A 23,285-nucleotide genomic window follows, 5' to 3' on the forward strand; every position below is an offset into this window, starting at 1 on the left:
CCGGGCACCACCGCGGCCGGGAGGAACCATGGGCACGGCGGCGGAAGAGACCGAGCGGGCGACGGAGCTACGGCCCGTGCCTCGCTGGGTGGCACCCACCTTCGTGGTGCTGGCCCTGCTCACCCTGCCGTGGGTGGTGTACCTCGCGCTGACCCTGCCCCGGCACGCCGTGACGGCGCACTACCGGGCCGCCTGGGTCGGCTTCGACCTGGGGCTGGCGGCGCTGCTCGGGCTGACCGGGTGGCACGCGTACCGGGGCAACCGGCAGGTGGTGCTGGCCGCCACCGGCACCGCGACCCTGCTGGTGGTGGACGCCTGGTTCGACGTGACGACCACCGCGGCCGGGCCGGACCTTTTCATGTCGGTGTTGCTGGCCGTGCTGATCGAACTGCCGCTCGCCGGGGTCTGCCTCTGGATCGCCCGGCACGCCGACCGGATGGTCGAGCGGCGGCTGCGCCAGCTCGCCGACCGCGCCGAACACGCCGAATTCGCCGACCAGGCCGAAACGGTCGGCAGGACGGCCACCGGCGCACGCCGGCTGACCCGCGCACGCCGCCGGCTGGCCCGAGCTCGCGGCCGGCTGCGCTGACTCCGGGTCGCGCCGGCTGGCGACCGGTCGGGGCGGCCGATCGCGGGGTCAGGCCGGCCAGGCCTTGGCCAGCAGGTCCCGGGTGTCGGCGAGCAGTTGCGGCAGCACCTTCGTCCGGCCGATGACGGGCATGAAGTTGGCGTCCCCGCCCCACCGGGGCACCACGTGCTGGTGCAGGTGGGCGGCGATGCCGGCGCCGGCCACGCCGCCCTGGTTCATGCCCAGGTTGAAGCCGTGCGCGCTGGACACCTGGCGGACCACCCGCATGGCGTCCTGGGTGAAGGCCGCCAGCTCGGCGGTCTCCGGCACGTCCAGCTCGGTGTAGTCGGCGACGTGCCGGTACGGGCAGACCAGCAGGTGCCCCGGGTTGTACGGATAGAGGTTGAGCACCGCGAAGACGTGCTCGCCCCGGGCGACGACCAGGCTCTCGTCCGGCGGCAGCCCGGGGGCCAGGCAGAACGGGCAGCCGGTGGGCTTCTCGTAGCCGCCGGCGGGCCGGTCCTCCCCGGAGATGTAGGTCATCCGGTGCGGCGTCCAGAGCCGTTCCAGCCCGTCCGCCAGACCGTTGTCGGTGCCGCCCTCGAAGTGCCGATCCGCCCCAGTCACATCGCCGATCCTACGGTCACCGCCGCGGAGCCCACCCGTCCGCACCGGCCGGGCCCGGGTGCCCAGGCCCGGCCGGCGGGACGGTCAGCTCTCCGCCGAGGGCCCCGAGTTGGTCCGCGAGTTGACCACGCCGAGCACGTGGGCCACCGCCTCGGCCATCGGCACGCCGTTGCGCTGCGACCCGTCCCGGTACCGGAACGACACCGTGCCGGCGGCCACGTCGTCGTCACCGGCGATCACCATGAACGGGATCTTCTGCTGCTGGGCGTTGCGGATCTTCTTCTGCATCCGGTCGTCGCCCGCGTCGACCTCGGCCCGGATCCCCTCGGCCCGCAGCGTCGTGACGAACTCCTGGAGGTAGCCGGTGTGGTCCTCGCGGATCGGGATGCCCACCACCTGCACCGGGGCGAGCCACGCCGGGAACGCCCCCGCGTAGTGCTCGGTGAGCACGCCGATGAAACGCTCGATGGACCCGAACTTGGCGCAGTGGATCATGACCGGCTGCTGCCGGCTGCCGTCGGCCGCCTGGTACTCCAGCCCGAAGCCCTTCGGCTGGTTGAAGTCGTACTGGATGGTCGACATCTGCCAGGTGCGGCCGATGGCGTCCTTGGCCTGCACCGAGATCTTCGGGCCGTAGAACGCCGCCCCGCCCGGGTCGGGCACCAGGTCGAGGCCGGTCTCCCGGGCGCACTCCTCCAGCACCGCGGTCGCGGTCGCCCACTCCTCCTCGGAGCCGACGAACTTGTCCGGCCGGGACTCGTCGCGGGTCGACAGCTCCAGGTAGAAGTCGTCGATGCCGAAGTCCCGCAGCAGGCTGAGCACGAAGCCCAGCAGGTGCTTGACCTCGGCCGGCGCCTGCTCCCGCGTGCAGTAGGAGTGGGAGTCGTCCTGGGTGAAGCCGCGCACCCGGGTCAGGCCGTGGATGACGCCGGACTTCTCGTACCGGTAGACCGAGCCGAACTCGAAAAGCCGCATCGGCAGCTCACGGTAGGACCGCCCACGCGACCTGTAGATCAGGTTGTGCATCGGGCAGTTCATCGCCTTGAGGTAGTAGTCGCTGCCCTCCATCTCCATCGGAGGGAACATCGTGTCCTTGTAGTAGGGCAGGTGGCCCGAGGTGTGGAAGAGGCCTTCCTTCGAGATGTGCGGCGTCCCGACGTACTGGAAGCCCTCCTCGATGTGGCGGGTGCGGACGTAGTCCTCCATGACCCGCTTGAGCACGCCGCCCTTGGGGTGGAACACCGCCAGGCCCGAGCCGATCTCGTCGGGGAAGCTGAACAGGTCCAGGTCCGCGCCGAGCTTGCGGTGGTCGCGCCGGGCGGCCTCCTCCAGCAGTTTCAGGTACGCCTTCAGCTCGTCCCGCGTCGGCCACGCGGTGCCGTACACCCGCTGCAGCTGCGGGTTCTTCTCCGACCCCCGCCAGTACGCGGCGGCCGAGCGCATCAGCTTGAACGCGCCGATCAGCCGGGTGTTCGGCAGGTGCGGGCCGCGGCACAGGTCCGACCAGCAGACTTTGTCCTCGGTGGCGGCGAGGTTGTCGTAGATGGTCAGCTCGCCGCCGCCCACCTCCATCACCTGCGAGGAGTCCAGCCCCTCGCCCTTGACCTCGATCAGCTCCAGCTTGAACGGCTCGGCGGCCAGCTCCGCCCGCGCCTCGTCCAGGCTGCCGAACCGGCGCCGACGGAACCGCTGCCCGGACTTGACGATCTCCTGCATCCGCTTCTCGAGCCGCGTCAGGTCCTCCGGCTGGAACGGCTTGTCGACGCCGAAGTCGTAGTAGAAGCCGTTCTCGATCGGCGGGCCGATGCCGAGCTTCGCCTCGGGGAAGACGTCCTGCACCGCCTGGGCGAGCACGTGCGCGGTGGAGTGGCGCAGCACGTTCAACCCGTCCGGCGAGTCGATGGCGACCGGCTCGACGGTGGTCTCCTCGGCCGGCTTCCAGTCCAGGTCGCGCAGCTGGCCCTGCGGGTCGCGGACCACCACGACCGCCTTCGGGCCGCTGGTGGGCAGCCCGGCCGCGGCCACCGCGTCGGCCGCCGTCGTCCCGGCGGCGACGACGACGGGGTCGGCCACGGCGGGGGTACGGGGTGCGGACACGGTGACTCCTGTCGTCGATGCGGATCGGGTCTGCCGGGTACCGGCCCCTGCGATGCTATCGGTCTCTCTTTCGGCACCGTCGGCGACGCCGCGCTGTCCCGAAACGCACCGTGTCGTGCGGAAAGCCGACGTGCGCTCGAAAGCGATATGACTGTGAGGCATATTTATGCCTCTGCGGCATATCAATCAAACGTTTCCTGCCCGCCGGGGACGTAACGGAACGCGGGGGGCGGGGACGGTCAGGCGGGGAGCCAGTCGGGCAGCGGCTCGCGCGCGGCGAGCCAGCCGTCGGGCATCCCGCCCGGCGTGCCCACGCCGGTGTACGCGGCGACCACGCCGCCGGCGATCGCCGCCGTGGTGTCCACGTCCCCGCCCGCCTCGACACAGGCCCGGATCGCGGCCGGGTAGTCGTCGAGGTGGGTGGCGGCGACCCAGAGGGTGAACGGCACGGTGTCCTGCGCGGTCACCCGGGATCCGTTGCCGAGCGCGTCGGCAGCCGCAGCCGCCGAATGGCCGAGCAGCGCGGCGGCCCGGCGTACGCCCCGGTGCAGCTCGGCCGCCGGGTCCAGGGCGCCGGCCACCGCGCCGAGCAGCCGGGCCGGGTCGGGGCGGCCCCCGTCCAGCCGGGCCCGGGCGGCGAGCGAGGCGGCCACCGCCACAGCGACCGCCCCGGCGATCCCCTCCGGGTGGGCGTGGGTCACCTCGGCGGAGGCGCGGGCCTGGTCGGCGGCGCGCCGGGTCGAGTCGGCGTACCAGGCGCCAAGCGGGGCGACCCGCATGGCGGCGCCGTTGCCGCAGGAGCCCTGCCCGTCGAACGCGGACGCGGCGGCCACCGGCCACGGCGTGCCGGCCCGGATCAGCTCCAGCAACTCGACGGCGCCGGCACCGTAACGACGGCCGGGGTCGTAGTGATCGGCGAAGGTGACGGCCAGGGCGTCTCGGTCGATCTCCCCGGCCTCGGCCAGCACGGCCAGCACCGAGCAGGCCATCTCGGTGTCGTCGCTCCACGCCCACGGCCCGGGCGGAAGGTCGTCCCGCCAGGGCGCCGGGTGCCGGCCGGGGACGAAGAACTGGGAACCGAGGGCGTCACCGACCGACAGCCCGGCGAGGCTGTCCCGCGCGAGCGTGAGGCGGGCGTCGGGGAACAGGGTGAACGTCATCGTCGTCCCAGCTTGCCCGGTTACCGCAGCTGCCGCAACGCGATCAACTTGCCACCCCGAGTACGGTCTTGGCGTGGCAACCGTCCTCCTGGTCGAAGACGATCACGTCGTGCGTGGCGCGATGCTGCGCTCCCTCACCGACCGGGGGCACGCCGTGCACGCCGTCGGCACGGCCCTGGACGCGCTGCGCCGGGTCGCCGCCGAGACCCCCGACCTGGTGGTGCTCGACCTCGGCCTACCGGATCTGGACGGCTCGGACGCGCTGCGGATGCTGCGCGGGATCACCGACGTGCCGATCATCATCGCCACCGCACGGGACGACGAGCAGTCCGTGGTGCGGCTGCTGCGCGCGGGCGCCGACGACTACATGGTCAAGCCGTTCACCGGCGCCCACCTGGACGCCCGGATCACCACCGTGCTGCGCCGGGCGGGCCGGGCCAGCCGCAGCGTGCAGCCGGCCGTGCACACCGTCGGCGGGCTGCGGGTCGACGTGGGCGAGCGCAGCGCTGTGCTGGACGGGCAGCCGCTGGCGCTGACCCGCAAGGAGTTCGACCTGCTGGCCTATCTCGCCGCGCGTCCCGGCCGGGTAGTGTCCCGGCGGGAACTGTTGGAGGAGGTATGGCGGCAGCCATCGGTCGGCGAGGACCAGACCATCGACGTTCACCTGTACTGGCTGCGTCGCAAAATGGGCGAGTCCGCGGCGAAGCCGCGCTACCTGCGCACCGTGCGGGGGGTCGGCTTCCGGCTGGTGGCACCGGACTGAGGGCCACGCTGGCCTGGCTCACGGCCGGCATGTGCAGCCTCGCCGCGCTCGCCTTCCTCATCCCGCTGGGGCTCACCCTCGGCGACCAGTCGCGGCAGGAGAAACTGGCCGACGCGGCGCGCCGCAGCGCCCTGGTCACCGGCGCGCTCGTGGCGAGCACCGACCCGGAGGTCGTCCGACGCGCGGTCACGGCCAGCGACGAGGACCCGGCGCTGCGGCCGGTCGTCCACGGGATCGGCGGTGACGAGTCCGGCGGCCACGCCGACGCGGCAGCGCTGACCTGGGCCGGCACCGAACGGCGTTCGCTGGTCACCGACGTGCCCGGCGGGGTACTCCGGCTGGACCCGGTCGTGCTGGGCGACACGGTCGCCGTGGTGGAGGTGTTCGTCCCCGACCGGGTGCTCGACGAGGGTTCCGGCCGGCGCTGGCTGCTGCTGCTCACGGTGGCGGCGGCACTGGTGGGGGCCGCGGTGCTGGTGGTCGACCGGGCCGCCGCGCGCACCGTGGACGCCACCGACGAGCTGGTCAAGGCGGCCCTCGCCGTCGGCGACGGCGACCTGGGCGTCCGGGTCGAGCCGACCGGCCCGCGGGAGCTGGCCGAGGCCGGCCACGCGTTCAACCGGATGGCGGAGCGGCTGGTCGCGCTCCGCGCCGACGAGCGGGAACTCGTCGCCGACCTGTCCCACCGGCTGCGCACCCCGCTGACCGCGCTGCGCCTGGACGCCGAGGCGCTGGAGTCGGACGACACCAGCATCGGGACGTTCAGCCCGGCGGAGCTGGACCGACGCCGGGGCATCCGGCGGATCCGCCAGGCCATCGTCACCCTGGAGGGCGAGGTCGACCAGCTGATCAAGACCACCCGCAAGGCGGTCAGCCAGGAGACCGGACCGGCGACGTGCGACGTGAGCGAGCTGGTCCGGGAGCGGATGGTCTTCTGGTCGGCCCTCGCGGGCGACCAGCACCGGCCGCACCGGGTGGTCGGGGCGCAGCTGCGTATCCCGGCGCCGGTGCCCCGGGCCGAGCTGGCCGCCGCGCTCGACGCGGTGATCGGCAACGTCTTTCGCTACACCCCCCAGGGCACCGCCTTCGAGGTGGCGGTCAGCCGGCGGGACGGCTGGGTGGCCATCCGCGTCGACGACGCCGGGCCGGGTATCGCCAACCCGGACCGGGCGCTGCGCCGGGGTGCCAGCGACCAGGGCTCCACCGGGCTCGGGCTGGACATCGCCCGGCGGGTCGCGTTGCAGGCCAACGGGTCGGTCAGCATCGACCGGGCCCGGCTCGGCGGGGCCAGCGTGGTGATGCTGCTGGCCGATCCGGAGGCGACGCCGCGGCAGGTCAACCGGTTCGGGCTGGTCGGCCGGATGGCGCGGGACGCCAGGGAGCAGAAGACCCGCCGTCGTCTGCCCCGCCCGCGCTGACCGTCGCGCCGGCCGCTGGCTGTGGCCGGGCGCAAGTCTTCCTTAGATCTACGTTAACGGCGGCCGTACCGCCCCGACCGGGTGCCAGGATCGGACCGAACCCATCAGTTCCGTCGACCGGGACGCCCCGTACCACCCTTCGGTCGACGGAGCCGTGCGCGCGGCGGGAGTTTCGGTCCCCCCACACCTCGCTCCCGCCGCGCGCCGCTCTCCTGTCCGGCCCGGTCCCCGGCCTCGCCGCGCCCGGTGCGCGGCGAGGCGGTCAGCCTGCCGCGCCCGCCAGGTACGCGTCGATCTCACCGCTGATCCGGGCCTGCTCCGCCGGCTCCAGGAACGAGGCGGTGACCGCGGCGCGGGCCAGCGCGGCGACCCCGTCCGGGCCGAGACCCAGCAGCCGGGCGGCGACGGCGTACTCGTCGTTGAGGGTGGTGCCGAACATCGGCGGATCGTCCGAGTTGACGGTGACCAGCACCCCGGCCTCGACCAGCTGCGGCAGCGGGTGCTCGTCGAGGGTGGCCACCGCCCGGGTCCGGACGTTGGAGGTCGGGCAGACCTCCAACGCGATCTGCCGTTCGGCCAGGTAGGTGAGCAGTGCCGGGTCGAGCGCGGCGGAGATGCCGTGCCCGATCCGCTCCGCGCCCAGCTCCCGGAGCGCGGCCCAGATCGTCTCCGGGCCGGTGGTCTCGCCGGCGTGCGGCACCGAGCGCAGCCCGGCGGCCCGGGCCTGGTCGAAGTAGGGCTTGAACTGCGGGCGCGGCACCCCGATCTCGGGGCCGCCGAGGCCGAAGCTGATCAGCCCGTCCGGCCGCTCCTCCAGCGCGATCCGCAGGGTCTCCTCGGCGGCCGGCAGCCCGGCCTCGCCGGGGATGTCGAAGCACCAGCGCAGCGCGATGCCGAAGTCCGCCTCGGCCCGCTTGCGGGCGTCCTCGATCGCCTCGCAGAACGCCGGCGCCGGGATCCCCCGGTGCACGTGCGAGTACGGCGTGATGGTCAGCTCGGCGTACCGGACCTGCTGGCGGGCCAGCTCCCGGGCCACCTCGTGGGTGAGGATCCAGACGTCCTCCGGGTCACGGATCAGGTCCACCACGCTGAGGTAGACCTCGACGAAGTGGGCGAAGTCGCGGAAGGCGAAGTAGTCGGCGAGCCGCTCCGGGTCGGCTGGCACGGGGCTGCGCCCCTCGTGCCGGGCGGCCAGCTCGGCGACGATCCGGGGCGAGGCGGAGCCGACATGGTGCACGTGCAGCTCCACCTTGGGCAGTCCGGCGATGAAGGCGGACAGGTCGGTCACATGGTCTCCTCTGCGCGGGCGCCGGTGCGGGCCACCGCGAAGATCCGGCGGAACGGGAAGTACACCTGACCCTGCCGCACCGGGTACTCCTGCGCGAGCCGGATGCCCAGCTCGGCACGGAAGTCGGCCCAGCCGGCGCGGTCCAGCGCGGCCCGGACCGGACGCAGGGCCGTCCCCTCCATCCAGGACAGCACCGGGTGGTCCGCGCCGGCGGCCGGGAGCAGGTGCACGTAGGTAGTCTCCCAGGCGTCGACCGCGCAGCCGGCACCGACCAGCAGTGCGGCGTAGTCGGCCGGGTCGTCGACGGGCGCCTCGCGCAGCAGCGGCGCGAGGGTGCCCCGCCATCGGTCCCGCCCGGCGACCTCGCGCAGCGCGCGGTGGGACGGGGCGGCGAAGTTGCCGGGGACCTGGAAGGCCAGCCACGCGCCCGCCGGCAACGCGGCGGCCCAGCGGGCGAGCAGTTCCTGGTGGCCGGGCACCCACTGGAGCACGGCGTTGCAGACCACCACGTCCACGTCCGGTTCGGCCCGCCAGGACCGGACGTCGCCGACGGCGAAGGCGGCCGGGGTGTCCAGCGCGCGGGCCTTCGCGATCATCTCCGGGGACGAGTCAATCCCGCTCAGCCGGGCCGCCGGCCACCTGGCGGCCAGGGTGGCGGTGAGCGTGCCGGGGCCGCAGCCGAGGTCCACCACGGCTCGCGGGCGCTCGGCCGGGACCCGGGCGACCAGGTCGTGGAAGGGCCGGGAGCGCTCGTCGCCGTAGCGCAGGTAGGTGGTCGGATCCCACATGGCATTCTCCAAACCGTACGTACGTCTTGCTAGACGGTACGGCCCGACGGGCGCGACGGCAAGCCGCTCACTAGGCTTCCCCGCGTGGAACAGCGCAGCTTCGACCGGCTCGGCCGGCAGGTGGGCATCGTCGGACTCGGCGCCTGGCAGCTCGGCGCCGACTGGGGCGAGGTCAGCGAGAGCGCGGCGATGGACGTGCTCGCCGCCGCCGTCGAGGCCGGCGTCACCTTTCTCGACACCGCCGACGTGTACGGCGACGGCCGCAGCGAACAGCTGATCGGCCGGTTCCTGGGCGAGCACCCCGGGCACGGGCTGACCGTGGCCACCAAGATGGGCCGCCGGGTGCCGCAGACGCCGGAGGCGTACACCCTGGACAACTTCCGGGCCTGGACCGACCGCTCCCGGGCCAACCTCGGCGTGGACACCCTCGACCTGGTGCAGCTGCACTGCCCGCCGACCGCGGTCTTCGTCGACGACCGGGTCTTCGACGCCCTGGACACCCTGGTCGCCGAGCGGCGCATCGCCGGGTACGGGGTCAGCGTCGAGACCTGCGACCAGGCGCTGACCGCCATCGCCCGGCCCGGCGTCGCGAGCGTGCAGATCATCCTCAACGCGGTCCGGCACAAGCCCCTCGACCGGGTGCTGCCCGCCGCCGAGGCGGCCGGGGTCGGCATCATCGCCCGGGTGCCACTGGCCAGCGGCCTGCTCTCCGGCCGGTACGACGAGCACACCACGTTCCCCGCGAACGACCACCGCAACTTCAACCGGCACGGGGAGGCCTTCGACGTCGGCGAGACGTTCTCCGGGGTCGACTACGACCTCGGCCTGGCCGCCGTACGCCGGCTCGCGCCGCTGGTCGCGGACGGCCGGACGATGGCCCAGTTCGCCCTGCGCTGGATCCTCGACCAGCCCGGCGTCACCGTGGTCATCCCGGGTGCCCGCAACGCCGAGCAGGCGCGCCGCAACGCCGCCGCGGCCGACCTGCCGCCGCTGACCGGGGCGGAGCTGGCCGCCGTGCGGGACACGTACGACGAGCTGATCCGGCCGCGGGTGCACGACCGATGGTGAGCCCCGCCGGCGCGGCGCCGCCGTCGGCCGGCCGCCGGAGGCATGCTGGAGCCAGGTGCCGGTCGGCGGAGGGGGGACGATGAGGGGCTGGTTCCGGCTCACCCTGGGGCTGCTGGCCGTCGTGCTGGGCGCACTCTGGACCGTGCAGGGGCTGGGCTACGGCGGCGACAGCGTGATGGCCGGCCACCGGATCTGGGCGGTCATCGGCCCGGTCGTCGTCCTGATCGGACTCGTCGCGCTCTGGTACGGCCTGCGGGCCCGGCGTCGGCGCAACTGACGCCGGTAGGTGCCCCGAAACGCGGAAAGCCCCGCCTCCCGAACGGGACGCGGGGCTGCGCGACGGCCGGCCTGGGCCGGCACCGCCATGCTCAGAGGGGGCGGACCTGCTCGGCCTGCGGACCCTTCTGACCCTGGGCGATCTCGAACTCCACCCGCTGGTTCTCCTCCAGCGTGCGGTAGCCGCTGGTCTGGATGGCCGAGAAGTGGACGAACACGTCAGCACCCCCGCCGTCGACGGTGATGAAGCCGAAGCCCTTGTCAGCGTTGAACCACTTCACGGTTCCCTGCGCCATGTGTATCTCCTTCTAAAACTGGCGGCCGAGCATGCCGTGCGGCCGGTTGGCCGTTTTCGAGCAGCGGCGCCTGAGGTGGCCCCCGGTGAAGGAGACTTCTCTCAACCCACGCGTCTCTCAACAGCGTGAGACAGCAAACCACGTACGCAAAAACTCTGCACAGCCTACCGGACGAAATTCTCCGACATGTGACCTGAAGGTCGCTGCGGCTCCGCTGGCCGGGCCGAACAGGCCATGCGAAAGGCCCCTTCCCTCGTCGGGAAGAGGCCTGTCCGCGGGTGGTCAGTCGGGCCAGTGCCCGGTCAGCTTGCGTACCCCCATCGCTCCGCCGCGGTCCACTGCGGCTCGGACGACCGCGAAGATCGCGCCCTGCAACGCCGCCGCGGCCAGGATCTCGCCCCAGCGCCGCTCCTCGTCGGTGGCGCTGGGCGCTTCGCCGTCGCCTGCCGTGACCCGCCAGACCTGGCGGAAGATGACCCCGGCGACCGTACCGGCGGCCAGGCCGAGCAGTACGCCGATCGGCTTGTACGCGGCCTTGCCGATCCTGTTGCTCACCTGTGCCTCCCACGGACGATCAGCAGCACCACCACGGCCGCCACCGCGCCGACCGCGATGACCGCCCATGGCTCGACCCCCCGGCCGTTCCCGGCCGCCCGGGCCCGGGCCAGCCGCGCCTGGCCGGCCGCCTGCTCGCGGGCCAGTCGGGCCTGCCCCGCCGCCTGCTCGCCGGCGTGCCGAGCCTGCCCGGCCGCCTGCTCACCGACGTGCCGAGCCTGCCCCGCCGCCTGCTCACCGACGTGCCGAGCCTTGCCCGCCGCCTGCTCACCGACCTGCCGGGCCTTGCCCGCCTGCCCGCGCACCCGGGCCACGGCCTGGCCGGCCTGCTCGCGCATCCGCCCCTTCACCTGCTCGGCGGACTCCCGCAGGCGGGCCTTGACGTCGACCTTGGCGGCCAACTGCTCCATCGTCTCACCCAACTCGACCCGGGTACGGCGAATCTCCTCACGGAGCGCCTCCACGTCCCCGGTCCCGTTGCCGGTCATCCCCGCCTCCCGTCCCTCACCGCGGCGGTGACGGTGTCGACATCCGCCCGTACGCTGCGGACCGTCGCCTCCGGCACTGGCGGGACGGCACGGCTGACCTGCTGCTTGCCAACCAACGCGAAGATCCCGGCGAGCAGGAAGAGCGCCACCGACACGATCAGCGCGGCCGCCCACGCCGGCAGTACCAGCGCCAGCGCCAGGATCACCGTGGCGACCATCGCGCCGGCGCCGAAGAGCGCCATAACCCCGCCGCCGCCGAACAGACCGATTCCGATCCCCGCGTGCTTGCCCTTGCGGGTCAGTTCCGCCCGGGCCAGCGCCAACTCGTCCCGCACCAGGCGGGAGACCTGCTCGGTGGCCCGCTGCACCAGTTCCGCGGTGGACGGCTCGTTCCCGGTCCGGGACGTGCTGCGACTCGCGACGTCAGCCATGCTGTCCTCCTTTCGTCATCACCGCGCTGTATGCCCGGAGTCGCCGCCCGTCAATCCTGCGCGGAGCGACCGGCCGGCCCGGCCGCGCACCACCCCGGACGCCGCGGAGACGGACCCGAACCGGCGCGTGCCCAGCGGGTCCCCGAAAACCGGCGGGACAAACGCGGCCGGCGCCAACCTGCCGCGATCGGCGGCGGCGCGCGGCCGCCCCGAGCCGCCGAGGTAGGACTCAGCGACGGGCGTCGGCGTGGTCGTCCGGGCCGACGAAGACCTCGCTGCGGGCCTCGCCGTCGTCGCTGCCGCCGAAGACCCGCGCATCGTCGGGCACCTCGGTGTCGGCCCGCCGGCGGGCCGGCCGGCGGGGCTGCACCGCCTGCCACGGCAGCGGGCCCGACGCGTCACCCACCTCGGCCCGCATCCGGGGCAGCGCGGTCGGCCGCTGGTCGCGCACCCAGGCCGCCAGGTGCTCGCGGACCAGACAGCGCAGGTCCCAGAGGCTGCCCGCGTCGGCGGCGCTGACCAGGGCCCGCACCTTGATCATGCCGCCGGTGGCGTCGGTCACCTGGAGCACGCAGACCCGTCCGTCCCACAGCTCGGTGCCCTCGCAGACCCGGCGCAACTCCTCCCGCATCGCCTGCACCGGGACCGCCCAGTCCAGGTCGAACTCGGCGGTGCCGAGGACCGCCGCCTCGGTACGGGTCCAGTTCTGGAACGGGGTGCTGGTGAAGTACGAGGTGGGCAGGATCAGCCGGCGGTCGTCCCAGATCTGCACCACCACGTAGCTGAGGGTCAGCTCCTCGATGCGGCCCCACTCCCCCTCGACCACGACCACGTCGTCGAGGCGTACCGCGTCGCTGAACGCCAGCTGGAGGCCGGCGAAGACGTTGCCCAGCAGGCTCTGCGCGGCGAGGGCGGCCACCACACCGACCACGCCGGCGCTGGTCAGCACGCCGGCGCCGACGCCGCTTACGGCGGGGAAGGTCATCAGCATCACGCCGACGGCGAGCACCACGATCACCGCGATGGTCAGCCTGCGCAGCAGCACCACCTGGGTACGCACCCGGCGGGCCTGCCGGTTGTTCGGCACGTCCACCCGGAACCGGGCCAGCGCGGTGTCCTCCACCACGATCAGCAGCGCGGCGAGCAGCCAGGCGGCCCCGGCGATCACCGCCAGCACCAGGCCGTGCAGCACCGCCTGCCGCCAGGGGCTGCCGACCGCGTACAGGGTGGTGAACCGGACGGCGAGCTGTACGGCGAGCACGGTCGCGGCCACCTGGATCGGGCGGTGCGCGTGCTCGGTGAGCTCGGTCAGCAGCACCGAGCGCCGGCCGAGTCGCCGGCTCGTCCGGTGCCCCACCTCCACCAGCAGCAAGGCGACCGCCGCCGCGGCCAGGGCGGCGACGGCCGTTCCGAGGTAGCTCTGCACAGGTTCGTTCTCCCTCGGGCCGGGCGGATCGGACTGGCCCGGTGCCTGCCCGGCCGGTGTCGACGACGAATCAGACGCGGCGGTACCGGGACTGGAGGAAGCAGTAGACGCCGAAGGCGACGATGCCGAGCGCCATCACGGTCAGCAGCACCGGCCCGTACGACTGGTCGCGCAGGGTCCGCAGCGCGGCGTCCAGACCCCGGGCCTGCTCCGGGTCGTACCGCACGGCGGCCACGACGATCAGCAGGCCGGCGACGGTGAGGACCGCGCCGCGGGCGGCGTACCCGGACATGCCGAGGCGGCGGGCCAGGGTGCGCGTCCGCGCGGTCATCTGGCCGGTCTTCAGGTTCCGCTCGAACTTCTTCCGCAGGCCGTAGATCACCATGCCGATGCCGACGGCGGCGAGCACCAGGCCGGCCAGCCCGATCAGCCAGCGGCCGCCGGCGGACGCCATCAGCCGCGCGGAGAGGGCCTCCTGCCGATCGGAGGCGTTGGCGCTGGCGTCCTGGCCGACCTTGATCGCGGTCCAGCCCAGCCAGACGAAGACGACGGTACGCACGACGGAGGCGATCCGCTCGAAGAGCCGGTCCCGCCCGCGCAGGCCGCGGTGGCCGACGGTCGCCTCGAACGCCTGCCAGACGGCCATGGCGAAGAGCCCGATCGCGATCGTGACCAGCAGGAACCTGCCGAGCGGCTGGGCACCCAGGGTACGCAGCGCGCCGTTCTGGTTGCCCTCCTCACCGGAGCGGCCGAAGGCGATCTGCAGCGCGAGCCAGCCGAAGAGGAGGTGCACGATCCCGTAGCCGACGAATCCGGCCCGGGTCAACAGTTCGAGCCACCGGCTGTTCGCCGCCTGGGCGGCGACGGCTTCGGCGTTCCGGGTCACTGACATGGCGCCACAATGTCCCGCCGCGAAGATTTCCAAACGTCGGCCGCCGCCCGGCCGCGGGTCAGCCGTTCGGGTTACGGGCCACCCGGAGCACGACCTGCTGGTCGGTGACGCTGTCCACGGTCACCTCCAGGCCGCCGACCTCGGTGGCCTGCTGGCCGGTGGTGAGCGAGAGCCGCTCCCCGGCCACCTCGACGGTGACCTGGTCGCCCTGGGCGCCGACCAGTCTCGCCTCGACGCCGAAGATGCTGGCCCGGGCCTCGACCCCACGGTCGAAGGTGACCGTGCAGGCGTCCAGGCCGCAGTCGGTGGAGGCGCCCTCCGAGCTGCACCCGGCCAGCAACGCGACGCCGAGCGCGAGGCCGGCCAGCAGGCCGATGGTCCGGGGGGCGGGGGTCAGCTGGGGTGAAACGGATCGCTTCGTCACCCGCCCAAGGGTACGAGGCGCATGCTCGGGCCGAGCGCCACGACGCTGACGCACCCGCTGGGAGCAGAAGAGGTGGAGCGGTTGCTGGCCGAACTCGACCGGCTGGCCGGCAGTGGGGAGACAATGGCCCGGTGAGCTACCTGGTCGAGGACGACCCCGCCAAGCGCCGTTTCGAGATCCTGGTCGACGACGCGCTGGCCGGGTTCACCGCGTACCGGCCGCGCGGCGAGGTGCTGGTCTTCACGCACACCGAAGTGGACGAGCGCTACCGGGGCATGGGCGTGGGCGAGGCGCTGGTCCGGGGCACCCTGGACCAGCTCCGCGAGCGCGGCGACCGCCTGGTGCCGAGGTGCCCCTTCGTGGCCGCGTTCATCCGGCGCCATCCCGAGTACGCCGACCTGGTGGTCGCCGAGTCGTGACACCCGGCTGAGCGGTCCGGCCGGGTTCAGCGGGCGCCGGCGAGCAACTCGGCGGCGGCGTACCCGGCCGCTCGGGTGGCGCCGTGGGTGGCCACGTGCACCGCGCCGGTGACCAGCTCGGGGACGCCCAGTTCGACCACCACGGCGTCCGGGCGGGCCGCGAGGGCGCGGTCGACCGCGTCGCGCATCCAGTCGTGCCGGTGCAGGTCCCGCACCACCAGCACGAGGGGCCGGCCGGCGGCCGCGGCGGCCGGGTCGGCGAGGGCGTCGCCCTCGGCGTAGCGGACGGTGGTGGTGCCGGGGGCGAGTTCGGCCAGCGGGGCGGCGATCCCCCACGGGGTCTCCGCGCCGATCGCGATGTTGCGCGGCGGGACGAACTCCACCACGTGCGCCGGGCCGGCCAGCGGCAGCAGCGCGGCCCGGCCGGTGACCACCCGCAGCGCCCGGCGGGCGGCGGCCAGCCCGATCGGCGAGCCGTCGCCCGCGAGGGTGCTCGCCCGGCGGCCGGCGCGGGCGGCGGCGGTCCAGGCGGCGAGCTGGCCGACCCGCTTCGCCGCCTCGGCCAGCCGTTCCTCCGGCAACTCCCCGGCGACGACCGCCGCGACGATGGCGTCCCGCAGTTCCACGGCGTCCGCCTCGCCGGCCCGCTCCCCGCCCACGCAGATGGCGTCGGCCCCGGCGGCGAGGGCCCGGACCGCCGCACCGGCGAAGCCGTACCGGTCGGCGACCGCCCGCATCTCCACCGCGTCGGTCACCACCACCCCCTGGAAGCCCAGCTCGTCGCGGAGCAGTGCGCCGAGGACGCGCGGGCTGAGGGTGGCCGGCAGCTCCGGGTCCAGCGCCGGCACCAGCAGGTGACCGGTCATCACCGCCTGCACCCCGGCGGCCACCGCGGCCCGGAACGGCGCCAGCTCGACGGCGTCCAGCCGGGCCCGGTCGCCGTCGATGCGGGGCAGGTCGTGGTGGGAGTCGACGTGAGTGTCGCCGTGGCCGGGGAAGTGCTTGGCGCAGGCGGCCACCCCGCCGGCCTGGAGGCCGCGTACCCAGGCGGCGGTGTGCCGGGCCACCAGGGCCGGCTCGGCGCCGAACGAGCGGACCCCGATCACCGGGTTGGCCGGGTTGGAGTTGACGTCGGCGTCCGGGGCGTAGTCGAGGGTGACGCCCAGAGCGCTCAGCTCGGCGCCCAGGTCGCGGGCGACCTCCTCGGTCAGGCCCGCGTCGTCGACCACGCCCAGCGCGAAGTTGCCGGGTCGCGAGCTGCCTCGGGCGGACTCGATCCGGGTGACGTCCCCGGCCTCCTCGTCGATCGCGACGATCACCTCGGGGCGCTCGGCTCGCAGCGCCGCGGTCAGCGCGGCGACCTGGTCGTGGTCGACGATGTTGCGGGCGAAGAGGACCACCGAGCCGAGCCCCTCGCCGAGCCACCGGCGCACCCAGGACGGCGGGGTGGTGCCGACGAACCCGGGTTGCAGGACGGCGGCGGCGAGGGCCGCCAGGTCGCCGGTCGCTCCCACGATCCGCTCGCTCATGCGCAGTCGTACCCCCGTCTTCCCCCACGGCCCGCCGCCTGAGGCGGTGCTGCCAATGTTCACACCGCACCCGGAAATAGTCAACAATCCTTACTGTTAGCGTCTGGCGTACCCGGACCGGCCGTGGGAGAGTGCGACCATGTCCCCCGCGCTGCTCGCCGACGCCACCTCCGCCGCGGACGTCCCCGGCGTACGCCTGCTCGGCCTGGTGGTGGGCGGCCTGTTCCTGCTGATCGCCATCCGCGCGATGTTCCGCCGCTGATCGCGGGACCGCCCGGTGTTCGGGCCGCCACCTTCCCGGGTACCGCTGTCGTGGTCCGTACGGTGCGCCCGGCACCGCGGTGAGGGGGAACGATGAGGATCGGTTACGCGCTGTCCAGCGAGGAGTACGGCCCGGCGGAGCTGCTGGCGCAGGCGCGCGCCGCCGAGCAGGCCGGCTTCCAGGCGCTGTGGATCTCCGACCACTACCACCCCTGGAACGACGCGCAGGGCCAGAGCGCCTTCGTGTGGTCCACCATCGGCGCGCTCAGCCAGGTCTGCTCGCTGCCGGTGACCACCGCGGTCACCTGCCCCACCGTGCGGATCCACCCGGCGCTGATCGCCCAGGCCGCGGCCACCAGCGCGGTCCTGCACTCCGGCCGGTTCGTCCTCGGCCTCGGCAGCGGCGAGGCGCTGAACGAGCACATCCTCGGCGACCCGTGGCCGCAGCTCGACGTCCGGCTGGAGATGTTGGAGGAGGCGGTGGAGGTGATCCGCGAGCTGTGGCGGGGCCGCTTCGTCAACCACTACGGGGAGCACTACATCGTCCAGCACGCCCGGGTCTACACCCTCCCGGACACTCCCCCGCCGGTCTACGTCTCCGGCTTCGGCCCGAAGTCCATCGACCTGGCCGCCCGGATCGGCGACGGCTACATCTGCACCATGCCCGACGCCGAGATGGTCCGCCGGTTCCGGGACAACGGCGGCGGCGACAAGCCGTGCCAGGGCGGATTCAAGGCGGCGTACGCCGACAGCGAGGACGAGGGCGCGCGGCTCGCGTACGAGAAGTGGCCGAACGCGGGCCTGCCGGGCGAGCTGTCCCAGGTCCTGCCCTCGCCGCGGCACTTCGAGCAGGCCACCCAACTGGTCCAGCCCGAGATGATGAAGCAGTCGTTCGTCTGCGGCAACAGCGCCGACGCCCACCTGGAGATGATCGACAAGTACGCCAAGGCCGGCTTCGACGAGCTCTACCTGGCGAACACCGGCCCGCACTGGCAGGGCCTGTTCGACCTCTACCAGCGCGAGGTGCTGCCCCAGCTGCGCTGACCTCGCCGCGGCGGCCTCAGGCCACCCCCAGCGCCCGGCACAACCGTTCGTTGCCGGCCGGCGTGCCGACCGCGACCCGCTCCTGCGGGTGGTCGACGTACCAGCGCAGCACGTCGCTCAGGAACCACGGATGGATCGGCAGCCAGCGGAGGTCCAGCCAGGGCGCGCTCGCCGGGCTCCAGGCCGTGCCGCGGCGCTCGACCAGTTCGGGGCGCACCACCGTCAGTACCAGCGTGTTACCCGACCACGACCGCTGCGGCGTGCCGGGGGCCACCGCCGCCCAGGGAACATTCCGCCGGCCGAGCACACCCCGGATCTCGATCCCGGCCGGCGTCAGGTCGATCCGGGGACGGCCGTCGAAGACGGCCGCGACGAGGCCCCCGATCACCAGCGCGGCCAGCGCCAGCAGGAGGGCGGTCAGGGCGTAGCGAACGGGACCGGCCGACACGTCGGGAGCGCGGAGCAGGTCGTCGTCCTGCCCTGGCCCGACGAGGGCCGTGAGGAACAGGATCTGGCCGGTGAGGTACCAGCTGAAGCCCGGACCGGCCGGCACCCGCAGCCGCCCCTCGCCCGCGCCGACCAGCCGCACCGGGCGGCGCCACGGCCCCTTGGCGGCAAGCCCGGCGGCGGTGAACGCCGCCGCACAGAGCACGACCAGCACCGCGTTCAGTGCCCAACCGCCCCACCTGCCGGGTACGCCGAAGTGGACGGCCACCACCCAGAGCCCCGCCACCGCGAGCGCGGCCAGTACGCGCAGCCCGCCGGGGCGAGCATCGGGCGGCGCGGGCACGACCACCGTGGCCGGGCCGGCAGGGGAGGCCATGCGTGCATGGTGGCGCACCCGGTCAACCGCCCCGATGCCGACCGGCCCGGCCGAGCGCCGAAATTCGGGTGCGACGAGCCTCGCCACGTCCCGATCATGGTCAGCGTGCATTCCGCCCTCACGGTGACCCCGGCCGAACTGCCCACGCTGCTGCTGCACCTCGCGGTCGTCCGGCCCGTCTTCGTCTGGGGTCCGCCCGGCATCGGGAAGAGTTCCCTGGTGCGCGCCTTCGCCGACTCGCTCGGGCTGCCCTGCGTGACCCTGGTCGGCACCCAACTCGCCGCGGAGGACCTGATCGGCGTGCCGGAGCTGCGCGACGGGCGCAGCCGCTTCGCCCCGCCGGAGTCGATCGCCCGCGACGAGCCGTACTGCCTCTTCCTGGACGAGCTGAACTCGTCCAGCCCGGAGGTGCAGAAGGCGTTCTACTCGCTGATCCTCGATCGCCGGATCGGCTCGTACGAACTGCCGGCCGGCTCGATCGTGATCGGTGCCGGCAACCGGGCCACCGACAATGCGCTGGCCCGGCCGATGGCGTCGGCGCTGGTGAACCGGCTGGTGCACGTGCACCTGCGCGCCTCGCCCACCGACTGGCTGGCCTGGGCGGCCGGCGCCGGGGTGCACCCGTGGGTGGTGGACTACCTGACCGAACGCCCCGACCAGCTCTGGGTCGCCCCGCCCAAGACGGAGGAAGCCTTCTCCACCCCGCGCAGCTGGCACATGCTCTCCGACGCGCTGCACTCCTTCGGCGACGACATCGACGAGGCGACGGTGCGGCTGCTGGCGGGTGGCACGCTCACCGGGGAGCACGCGGCCGGCTTCACCGCGTACGTCAAGACGGTGCGCCACCGCTACGGCCTGGACGCCATCGTGCGGGGCGACGCCGGCTGGCCGCGCGCCCCGCAGGACCGGGACCTGCTCTATTTCTTCGCCCAGGCGTTCCGGGCCCGGCTGGTCAAGGAGCTGCCGGCGTCCCGGGAGCACGCCTCCCCCACCGTGCGGGACTTCTCGATCCGGGCGAAGGGGCTGCTGGTCGAACTCGCCGAGATCTCCCTGGAGTGCGCCCAGTTGGTCATCGCCACCGATGACGACGGGATGCCCGTGCTGCCGGCGTGGTTCCTGGTCGAGGTGACCCGGGACCTGCCCCGCCTGGTCGCGGCCCGGGCCTGACCGATGGCCACCCGACGCCGCTCCGGCCGCCGGCCGGACCCGAACGAGGAGGCCTTCAACCAGGCCGAGAAGCGGGCGTACGACCATCCGATGTTCCGGCCGCTGCTGTTCGACGGGTACCCGCGCGCCCGGTTCCGCTGGGTCGACGACGAGGAGTTGGCGGAGGCGCGGGGCTGGGCCCGGGTGGCCGGCGGCGGCGAGATCGTGGTCGACCGGCGGCGGCGCGCCGACGCCGAGGAGTGGTACTGGGTGATCACCCACTGTCTGCTGCACCTCGGCTTCGGCCACCTGGACGGCGACCCGGCCCGCCGGAACGACCCCGCCGCCGTAGCGGCGGCCTGTCTGGCGGTGGCCCGCTTCCAACTCGACGCCCGGCTCGGCCGGCCGCCGCGCCCGCTGCCCGTCCCGCTCCCCGGCGGAGCCGAGGAGCGGTTGGCCGCCGACTGGCGCCAGCGTGGCGTCCCGCCGGAGTACCTCGACTGCGGCGTCGGCGGGCACGGCTCCGACCTGGTCCAGCCGGTCGCGCCGGCCCGACGGTGGGTCGCCCCGCCCGTCGCCGGCACCCGCTGGCAGACCTGGCCGGAGCGCTTCGCCGTCGGGCTCGCGGCGGCGGCCAGCGCGGCCGTGGAGGCGGCGGGCACGCCGAAGCCGGGGCCGAACGGGGTGGCCCGGGACAACCCGTGGGAGCGGGCACGGCGCTGGTTCGTCTCGTCGTATCCGCTGCTCGGGGCGCTCGCCGCCGGCTTCCGGATCGTCGCCGACGTGGAGCTGGCCCGCTCCTGGGAGATCGCGGTCGCCGCCGTCGACGCGTACGCCGGGGAGATCTACGTCAACCCGCTGCGGGTGCTGCCGGAGAGGCAGTGCCGCTTCGTGCTGGCGCACGAGATGCTGCACGCCGCGCTGCGGCACGGCGACCGGGTGGCGCATCGGGACCCGTACCTGTGGAACGTCGCCACCGACTACGTGATCAACGGTTGGCTGGTGGAGATGGCGGTCGGCGAGATGCCCGACGGCCTGCTGTACGACCCGCAGCTGCGCGGCCTGTCGAGCGAGGCGGTGTACGACCGGCTCGCCACCGACCTGCGCCGGCACCGCAAGCTGGCCACCCTGCGCGGCCCCGGGCGGGGCGACATCCTGGGCCACGGCGCGCCCGGACCGGGCGAGGCCCGGCGCGGGGTCGACCTGGACGAGTACTACCGCCGGGCGTTGACCGGCGGTCTGCGGTACCACCAGTCTTCCGGTCGCGGTCTGCTCCCGGCCGGGCTGGTCGCGGAGATCCGGGTGCTGGACGAGCCGCCGCCACCGTGGGACGTGCAACTGGCCCGCTGGTTCGACGAGCGCTTCCCGGCGCGGGAGCGGCGGCGGTCGTACGCCCGGCCCTCGCGCCGGCAGGCGGCCACCCCGGACATCCCACGTCCGGGCTGGCACCGGCCCGAGGAGGAGGAGCGCCGGCCGACCTTCGGCGTGCTGCTGGACACCTCCGGGTCGATGAGCGCCCGGCTGATGGGGCGGGCGCTCGGGGCGGTCGCCGGCTACGCGACGGCCCGGGACGTGCCCGCGGCGCGGGTGGTGTTCTGCGACGCGGTGGCCTACGACGCCGGCTACCTGCCGGTGGAGGAGATCGCCGGCCGGGTGCGGGTGCGCGGTCGGGGCGGAACCGTGCTGCAACCCGGCGTACGGCTGCTGGAGCGCGCCGACGACTTTCCGGCGGACGGCCCGATCCTCGTGATCACCGACGGCGAGTGCGACGTGCTGCGGATCCGCCGCGACCACGCGTTCCTGGTGCCGCGCGGCGCCCGGCTGCCCTTTTCGCCGCGCGGCCCCGTGTTCCGGATGAGCTGACCCGTCGGCCCGGACGGCTCACCCGGCCCCGGGCCCGGCGACGCCGTGCAGCAGGGTGGCGACCAGGGCGTCGACCAGTTCGGGCGCGGGCTCCGGCGGCGGCCCGGACGGGTCGAGCAGCCGGCCGAGGACCAGGTCGTGGCAGACGCCGACGACCAGCGTGGCAACCGCCTCCGGGCTGGCCGACGCCGCCACCCGGCCGAGCCGCTGCTCCGCCCGGACGTAGCCGGCGAGTTCCGCGCGCAGGCCCTGCCCGCCGCCGAGCGGGGCGGGCAGCTCGCCGAGCCGGGCCAGCAGCTTCGGCTGGGTGGCCAGCCCGGCGAAGGCGGGCAGGATCGCCGCGTGCAACGCGAGCGCCCGCCGCAGGTACGCCCGCAGGTTCGCCTCGACGGTCCCCTCGCCCGGCCGTGGGGGCGCTCCCTCCTGCTCCGCCTCGACCGCGCCGACGTGCGCGTGCAGCGCGTACGCGAGCAGTTCCTCCTTGTCGGCGAAGTGGTTGTAGAGCACCCCGTCGGCGACCCCGGCCGCGCGGGCGATCTCGCGTACGGTCAGCCCGGCCACGCCGCGCTGGGCGACCAGCCGGCCGGCGGCGGCGATCAGGTGCTCCCGCAGGCTCTGCTCGCCGCCCCGCAGCGCGGCCGCTCGTCTCGGTGCCACGTCCGGCATCCTAGGAGCCGTGCCCGGGCCCGCCGGCGGTCAGCCGGGACGCCGGGCGGTGACCAGCCACGCCGCGTTGCGCAGCCGTACGCCCTCGGGCCCCTCGTACGGGCGCATCGCCTCGACCAGCGCGGCCCGGAACCGTTCGGTGACCGACGGGTCGAGCGGGCCGAGCCGGTGCCGGATCGGCCCCCAGCCGGCGAGGAAGTCGCCCGCGTCCGTCGCGTCCCGCCCCCAGGTTCCCGCCTCCTGCCGCGCGTCGCAGGCCACGTCGACGAAGCCGGCGTCGGCGAGCACGCTCCGGACGGCGGCCGGGTCGGCGAAGGAGAGCGGCTCACCGGTCGCGCTGCCGTCGGTGTCGGTGGGTGGCAGGTGCACGGCGAGCGGCGCGAGCACCGCGCCGAGGTCGCCTCGCTGCACGTCGTCGAGGCAGACGAAGGCGAGCCGGCCGCCGGGGCGCAGCGCCCGGCGTACGTTGGCGAACGCGGCGACCGGATCGGCGTAGAACATCACCCCGAACCGGCTCAGCGCGACGTCGAACGCGGCCGGCGGGAACGGGTGGACCTGGGCGTCGGCCCGGACGAAGTCGACGTTCTCCACGCCCTCGTCGGCCGCCGAGGCGCGGGCCCGGTCGAGCATCGGCGCGGACAGGTCGACCCCGACCGCGTGGCCGGTGCCGGACCGCCGGGCGGCCAGCCGGGTGAGCTGCCCGTTGCCGCAGCCGAGGTCGAGCACCCGGTCTCCCGGCCCGACCGCGTCGAGCAGCGCCTCGTTGAAGCCGCTGTTGATCGCGTCGTACCGGGTCTGGTGCGCGGCCCAGTGCCGTCCCTCGTAGCCGTTCCAGGCCTGTTCCTGGTGCTCGTTCACGATCGTCACGTCGACCCCCTAATGAACAGCTGTTCATGAACGTCCATTCATAATGGACCGGCCATAGTCGCGCGTCAACACCCGGCCCGGTTTCGGCCCTGATCGGCGCGG

The 23,285-nt window shown here is 74.2% G+C and carries 25 protein-coding genes and 1 pseudogene; 10 read left to right on the plus strand and 16 right to left on the minus strand.

Annotated elements, in window-relative coordinates:
* Positions 1–28: 28 nt before the first annotated feature.
* Positions 29–589, plus strand: a complete 561-nt coding sequence (locus ABZ570_RS18005; RefSeq protein WP_358064275.1) for a hypothetical protein — start codon at positions 29–31, stop codon at positions 587–589.
* 48 nt (positions 590–637) lie between these two features.
* Here the strand turns inward: ABZ570_RS18005 and ABZ570_RS18010 are convergent, their stop codons facing one another.
* The 3 genes from ABZ570_RS18010 to ABZ570_RS18020 form a co-directional block, all read right to left on the minus strand.
* Positions 638–1,150, minus strand: a complete 513-nt coding sequence (locus ABZ570_RS18010; RefSeq protein WP_358064361.1) for an HIT domain-containing protein — start codon at positions 1,148–1,150, stop codon at positions 638–640.
* A 129-nt stretch (positions 1,151–1,279) separates the two neighbouring features.
* Positions 1,280–3,292, minus strand: a complete 2,013-nt coding sequence (thrS, locus tag ABZ570_RS18015; protein ID WP_358064278.1) for a threonine--tRNA ligase — start codon at positions 3,290–3,292, stop codon at positions 1,280–1,282.
* 239 nt (positions 3,293–3,531) lie between these two features.
* Positions 3,532–4,452, minus strand: a complete 921-nt coding sequence (locus tag ABZ570_RS18020) for an ADP-ribosylglycohydrolase family protein (RefSeq protein WP_358064281.1) — start codon at positions 4,450–4,452, stop codon at positions 3,532–3,534.
* A gap of 73 nt (positions 4,453–4,525) precedes the next feature.
* On the opposite strand from ABZ570_RS18020, the gene ABZ570_RS18025 reads away from it, so the two are divergent.
* Positions 4,526–5,215, plus strand: a complete 690-nt coding sequence (locus tag ABZ570_RS18025) for a response regulator transcription factor (RefSeq protein ID WP_358064284.1) — start codon at positions 4,526–4,528, stop codon at positions 5,213–5,215.
* Positions 5,216–5,244: 29 nt separating this feature from the next.
* Complete coding sequence (locus ABZ570_RS18030; RefSeq protein ID WP_358064287.1) at positions 5,245–6,633, plus strand: HAMP domain-containing sensor histidine kinase; 1,389 nt, start codon at positions 5,245–5,247, stop codon at positions 6,631–6,633.
* A gap of 262 nt (positions 6,634–6,895) precedes the next feature.
* Here the strand turns inward: ABZ570_RS18030 and ABZ570_RS18035 are convergent, their stop codons facing one another.
* A complete protein-coding gene (locus tag ABZ570_RS18035; RefSeq protein ID WP_358064290.1) occupies positions 6,896–7,921 on the minus strand; it encodes an adenosine deaminase in 1,026 nt (341 codons plus the stop codon).
* Positions 7,918–8,709: a trans-aconitate 2-methyltransferase gene (locus ABZ570_RS18040; protein WP_358064293.1), complete on the minus strand. Its 792-nt coding sequence runs from the start codon at positions 8,707–8,709 to the stop codon at positions 7,918–7,920. Before ABZ570_RS18040 ends, ABZ570_RS18035 begins: the two co-directional genes overlap by 4 nt.
* 84 nt (positions 8,710–8,793) lie before the next feature.
* Here ABZ570_RS18040 and ABZ570_RS18045 point away from each other — a divergent pair, with 84 nt between their 5' ends.
* Together ABZ570_RS18045 and ABZ570_RS18050 are read left to right on the plus strand one after the other, a co-directional pair.
* Positions 8,794–9,777 carry an aldo/keto reductase gene (locus ABZ570_RS18045; RefSeq protein ID WP_358064296.1) on the plus strand — a complete coding sequence of 328 codons (984 nt, stop codon included), beginning with the start codon at positions 8,794–8,796 and terminating at the stop codon, positions 9,775–9,777.
* Positions 9,778–9,856: 79 nt separating this feature from the next.
* Complete coding sequence (locus tag ABZ570_RS18050) at positions 9,857–10,054, plus strand: hypothetical protein (RefSeq protein WP_358064299.1); 198 nt, start codon at positions 9,857–9,859, stop codon at positions 10,052–10,054.
* Between the two features lie 91 nt (positions 10,055–10,145).
* On the opposite strand, the gene ABZ570_RS18055 is transcribed toward ABZ570_RS18050, so the two are convergent.
* From ABZ570_RS18055 to ABZ570_RS18085, 7 genes and pseudogenes are all read right to left on the minus strand, one after another.
* Positions 10,146–10,349 (minus strand): cold-shock protein, encoded by a 204-nt coding sequence (locus ABZ570_RS18055; RefSeq protein WP_011905669.1) that lies wholly within the window; start codon positions 10,347–10,349, stop codon positions 10,146–10,148.
* Positions 10,350–10,631: 282 nt separating this feature from the next.
* Positions 10,632–10,904 (minus strand): DUF4235 domain-containing protein, encoded by a 273-nt coding sequence (locus tag ABZ570_RS18060; protein ID WP_358064302.1) that lies wholly within the window; start codon positions 10,902–10,904, stop codon positions 10,632–10,634.
* 263 nt (positions 10,905–11,167) lie between these two features.
* Positions 11,168–11,392: pseudogene (locus ABZ570_RS18065) on the minus strand (DUF3618 domain-containing protein); the annotation flags it as partial.
* Positions 11,389–11,823 (minus strand): phage holin family protein, encoded by a 435-nt coding sequence (locus ABZ570_RS18070; RefSeq protein ID WP_358064304.1) that lies wholly within the window; start codon positions 11,821–11,823, stop codon positions 11,389–11,391. The gene ABZ570_RS18070 and the pseudogene ABZ570_RS18065, both read right to left, overlap by 4 nt.
* Positions 11,824–12,052: 229 nt before the next feature.
* Complete coding sequence (locus tag ABZ570_RS18075; RefSeq protein WP_358064307.1) at positions 12,053–13,249, minus strand: mechanosensitive ion channel domain-containing protein; 1,197 nt, start codon at positions 13,247–13,249, stop codon at positions 12,053–12,055.
* 70 nt (positions 13,250–13,319) lie between these two features.
* Positions 13,320–14,141, minus strand: a complete 822-nt coding sequence (locus ABZ570_RS18080; protein ID WP_358064310.1) for a DUF1206 domain-containing protein — start codon at positions 14,139–14,141, stop codon at positions 13,320–13,322.
* 58 nt (positions 14,142–14,199) lie between these two features.
* Positions 14,200–14,565, minus strand: coding sequence for a hypothetical protein (locus ABZ570_RS18085; RefSeq protein WP_358064313.1), 366 nt, complete (start codon positions 14,563–14,565; stop codon positions 14,200–14,202).
* Between the two features lie 131 nt (positions 14,566–14,696).
* Here ABZ570_RS18085 and ABZ570_RS18090 point away from each other — a divergent pair, with 131 nt between their 5' ends.
* Complete coding sequence (locus tag ABZ570_RS18090) at positions 14,697–14,984, plus strand: GNAT family N-acetyltransferase (protein WP_358064316.1); 288 nt, start codon at positions 14,697–14,699, stop codon at positions 14,982–14,984.
* A gap of 26 nt (positions 14,985–15,010) precedes the next feature.
* Here ABZ570_RS18090 and ABZ570_RS18095 read toward each other — a convergent pair whose 3' ends face one another.
* Positions 15,011–16,513: a glycoside hydrolase family 3 N-terminal domain-containing protein gene (locus ABZ570_RS18095; RefSeq protein ID WP_358064319.1), complete on the minus strand. Its 1,503-nt coding sequence runs from the start codon at positions 16,511–16,513 to the stop codon at positions 15,011–15,013.
* 139 nt (positions 16,514–16,652) lie between these two features.
* On the opposite strand from ABZ570_RS18095, the gene ABZ570_RS18100 reads away from it, so the two are divergent.
* On the plus strand, positions 16,653–16,775 hold the full coding sequence (locus ABZ570_RS18100; protein ID WP_358064322.1) for a hypothetical protein: 123 nt from the start codon (positions 16,653–16,655) through the stop codon (positions 16,773–16,775).
* Positions 16,776–16,867: 92 nt separating this feature from the next.
* Entirely contained in the window at positions 16,868–17,818 is a 951-nt protein-coding gene (locus ABZ570_RS18105; RefSeq protein WP_358064325.1) for a TIGR03557 family F420-dependent LLM class oxidoreductase, read from the plus strand.
* A gap of 16 nt (positions 17,819–17,834) precedes the next feature.
* On the opposite strand, the gene ABZ570_RS18110 is transcribed toward ABZ570_RS18105, so the two are convergent.
* Entirely contained in the window at positions 17,835–18,641 is an 807-nt protein-coding gene (locus tag ABZ570_RS18110) for a PH domain-containing protein (RefSeq protein WP_358064328.1), read from the minus strand.
* Positions 18,642–18,764: 123 nt separating this feature from the next.
* Between ABZ570_RS18110 and ABZ570_RS18115 the strand changes: the two genes are divergently transcribed.
* Complete coding sequence (locus ABZ570_RS18115; RefSeq protein WP_358064364.1) at positions 18,765–19,808, plus strand: MoxR family ATPase; 1,044 nt, start codon at positions 18,765–18,767, stop codon at positions 19,806–19,808.
* Positions 19,809–19,811: 3 nt separating this feature from the next.
* Positions 19,812–21,650 carry a hypothetical protein gene (locus tag ABZ570_RS18120; protein ID WP_358064331.1) on the plus strand — a complete coding sequence of 613 codons (1,839 nt, stop codon included), beginning with the start codon at positions 19,812–19,814 and terminating at the stop codon, positions 21,648–21,650.
* A gap of 18 nt (positions 21,651–21,668) precedes the next feature.
* On the opposite strand, the gene ABZ570_RS18125 is transcribed toward ABZ570_RS18120, so the two are convergent.
* Both ABZ570_RS18125 and ABZ570_RS18130 read right to left on the minus strand, forming a co-directional pair.
* Positions 21,669–22,307, minus strand: a complete 639-nt coding sequence (locus ABZ570_RS18125) for a helix-turn-helix domain-containing protein (protein ID WP_358064334.1) — start codon at positions 22,305–22,307, stop codon at positions 21,669–21,671.
* A gap of 39 nt (positions 22,308–22,346) precedes the next feature.
* A complete protein-coding gene (locus tag ABZ570_RS18130; RefSeq protein ID WP_358064337.1) occupies positions 22,347–23,183 on the minus strand; it encodes a methyltransferase domain-containing protein in 837 nt (278 codons plus the stop codon).
* Between the last annotated feature and the right edge of the window lie 102 nt (positions 23,184–23,285).

Source organism: Micromonospora sp. NPDC007271 (genome assembly GCF_040634005.1).
Taxonomy (GTDB): Bacteria; Actinomycetota; Actinomycetes; order Mycobacteriales; family Micromonosporaceae; genus Micromonospora.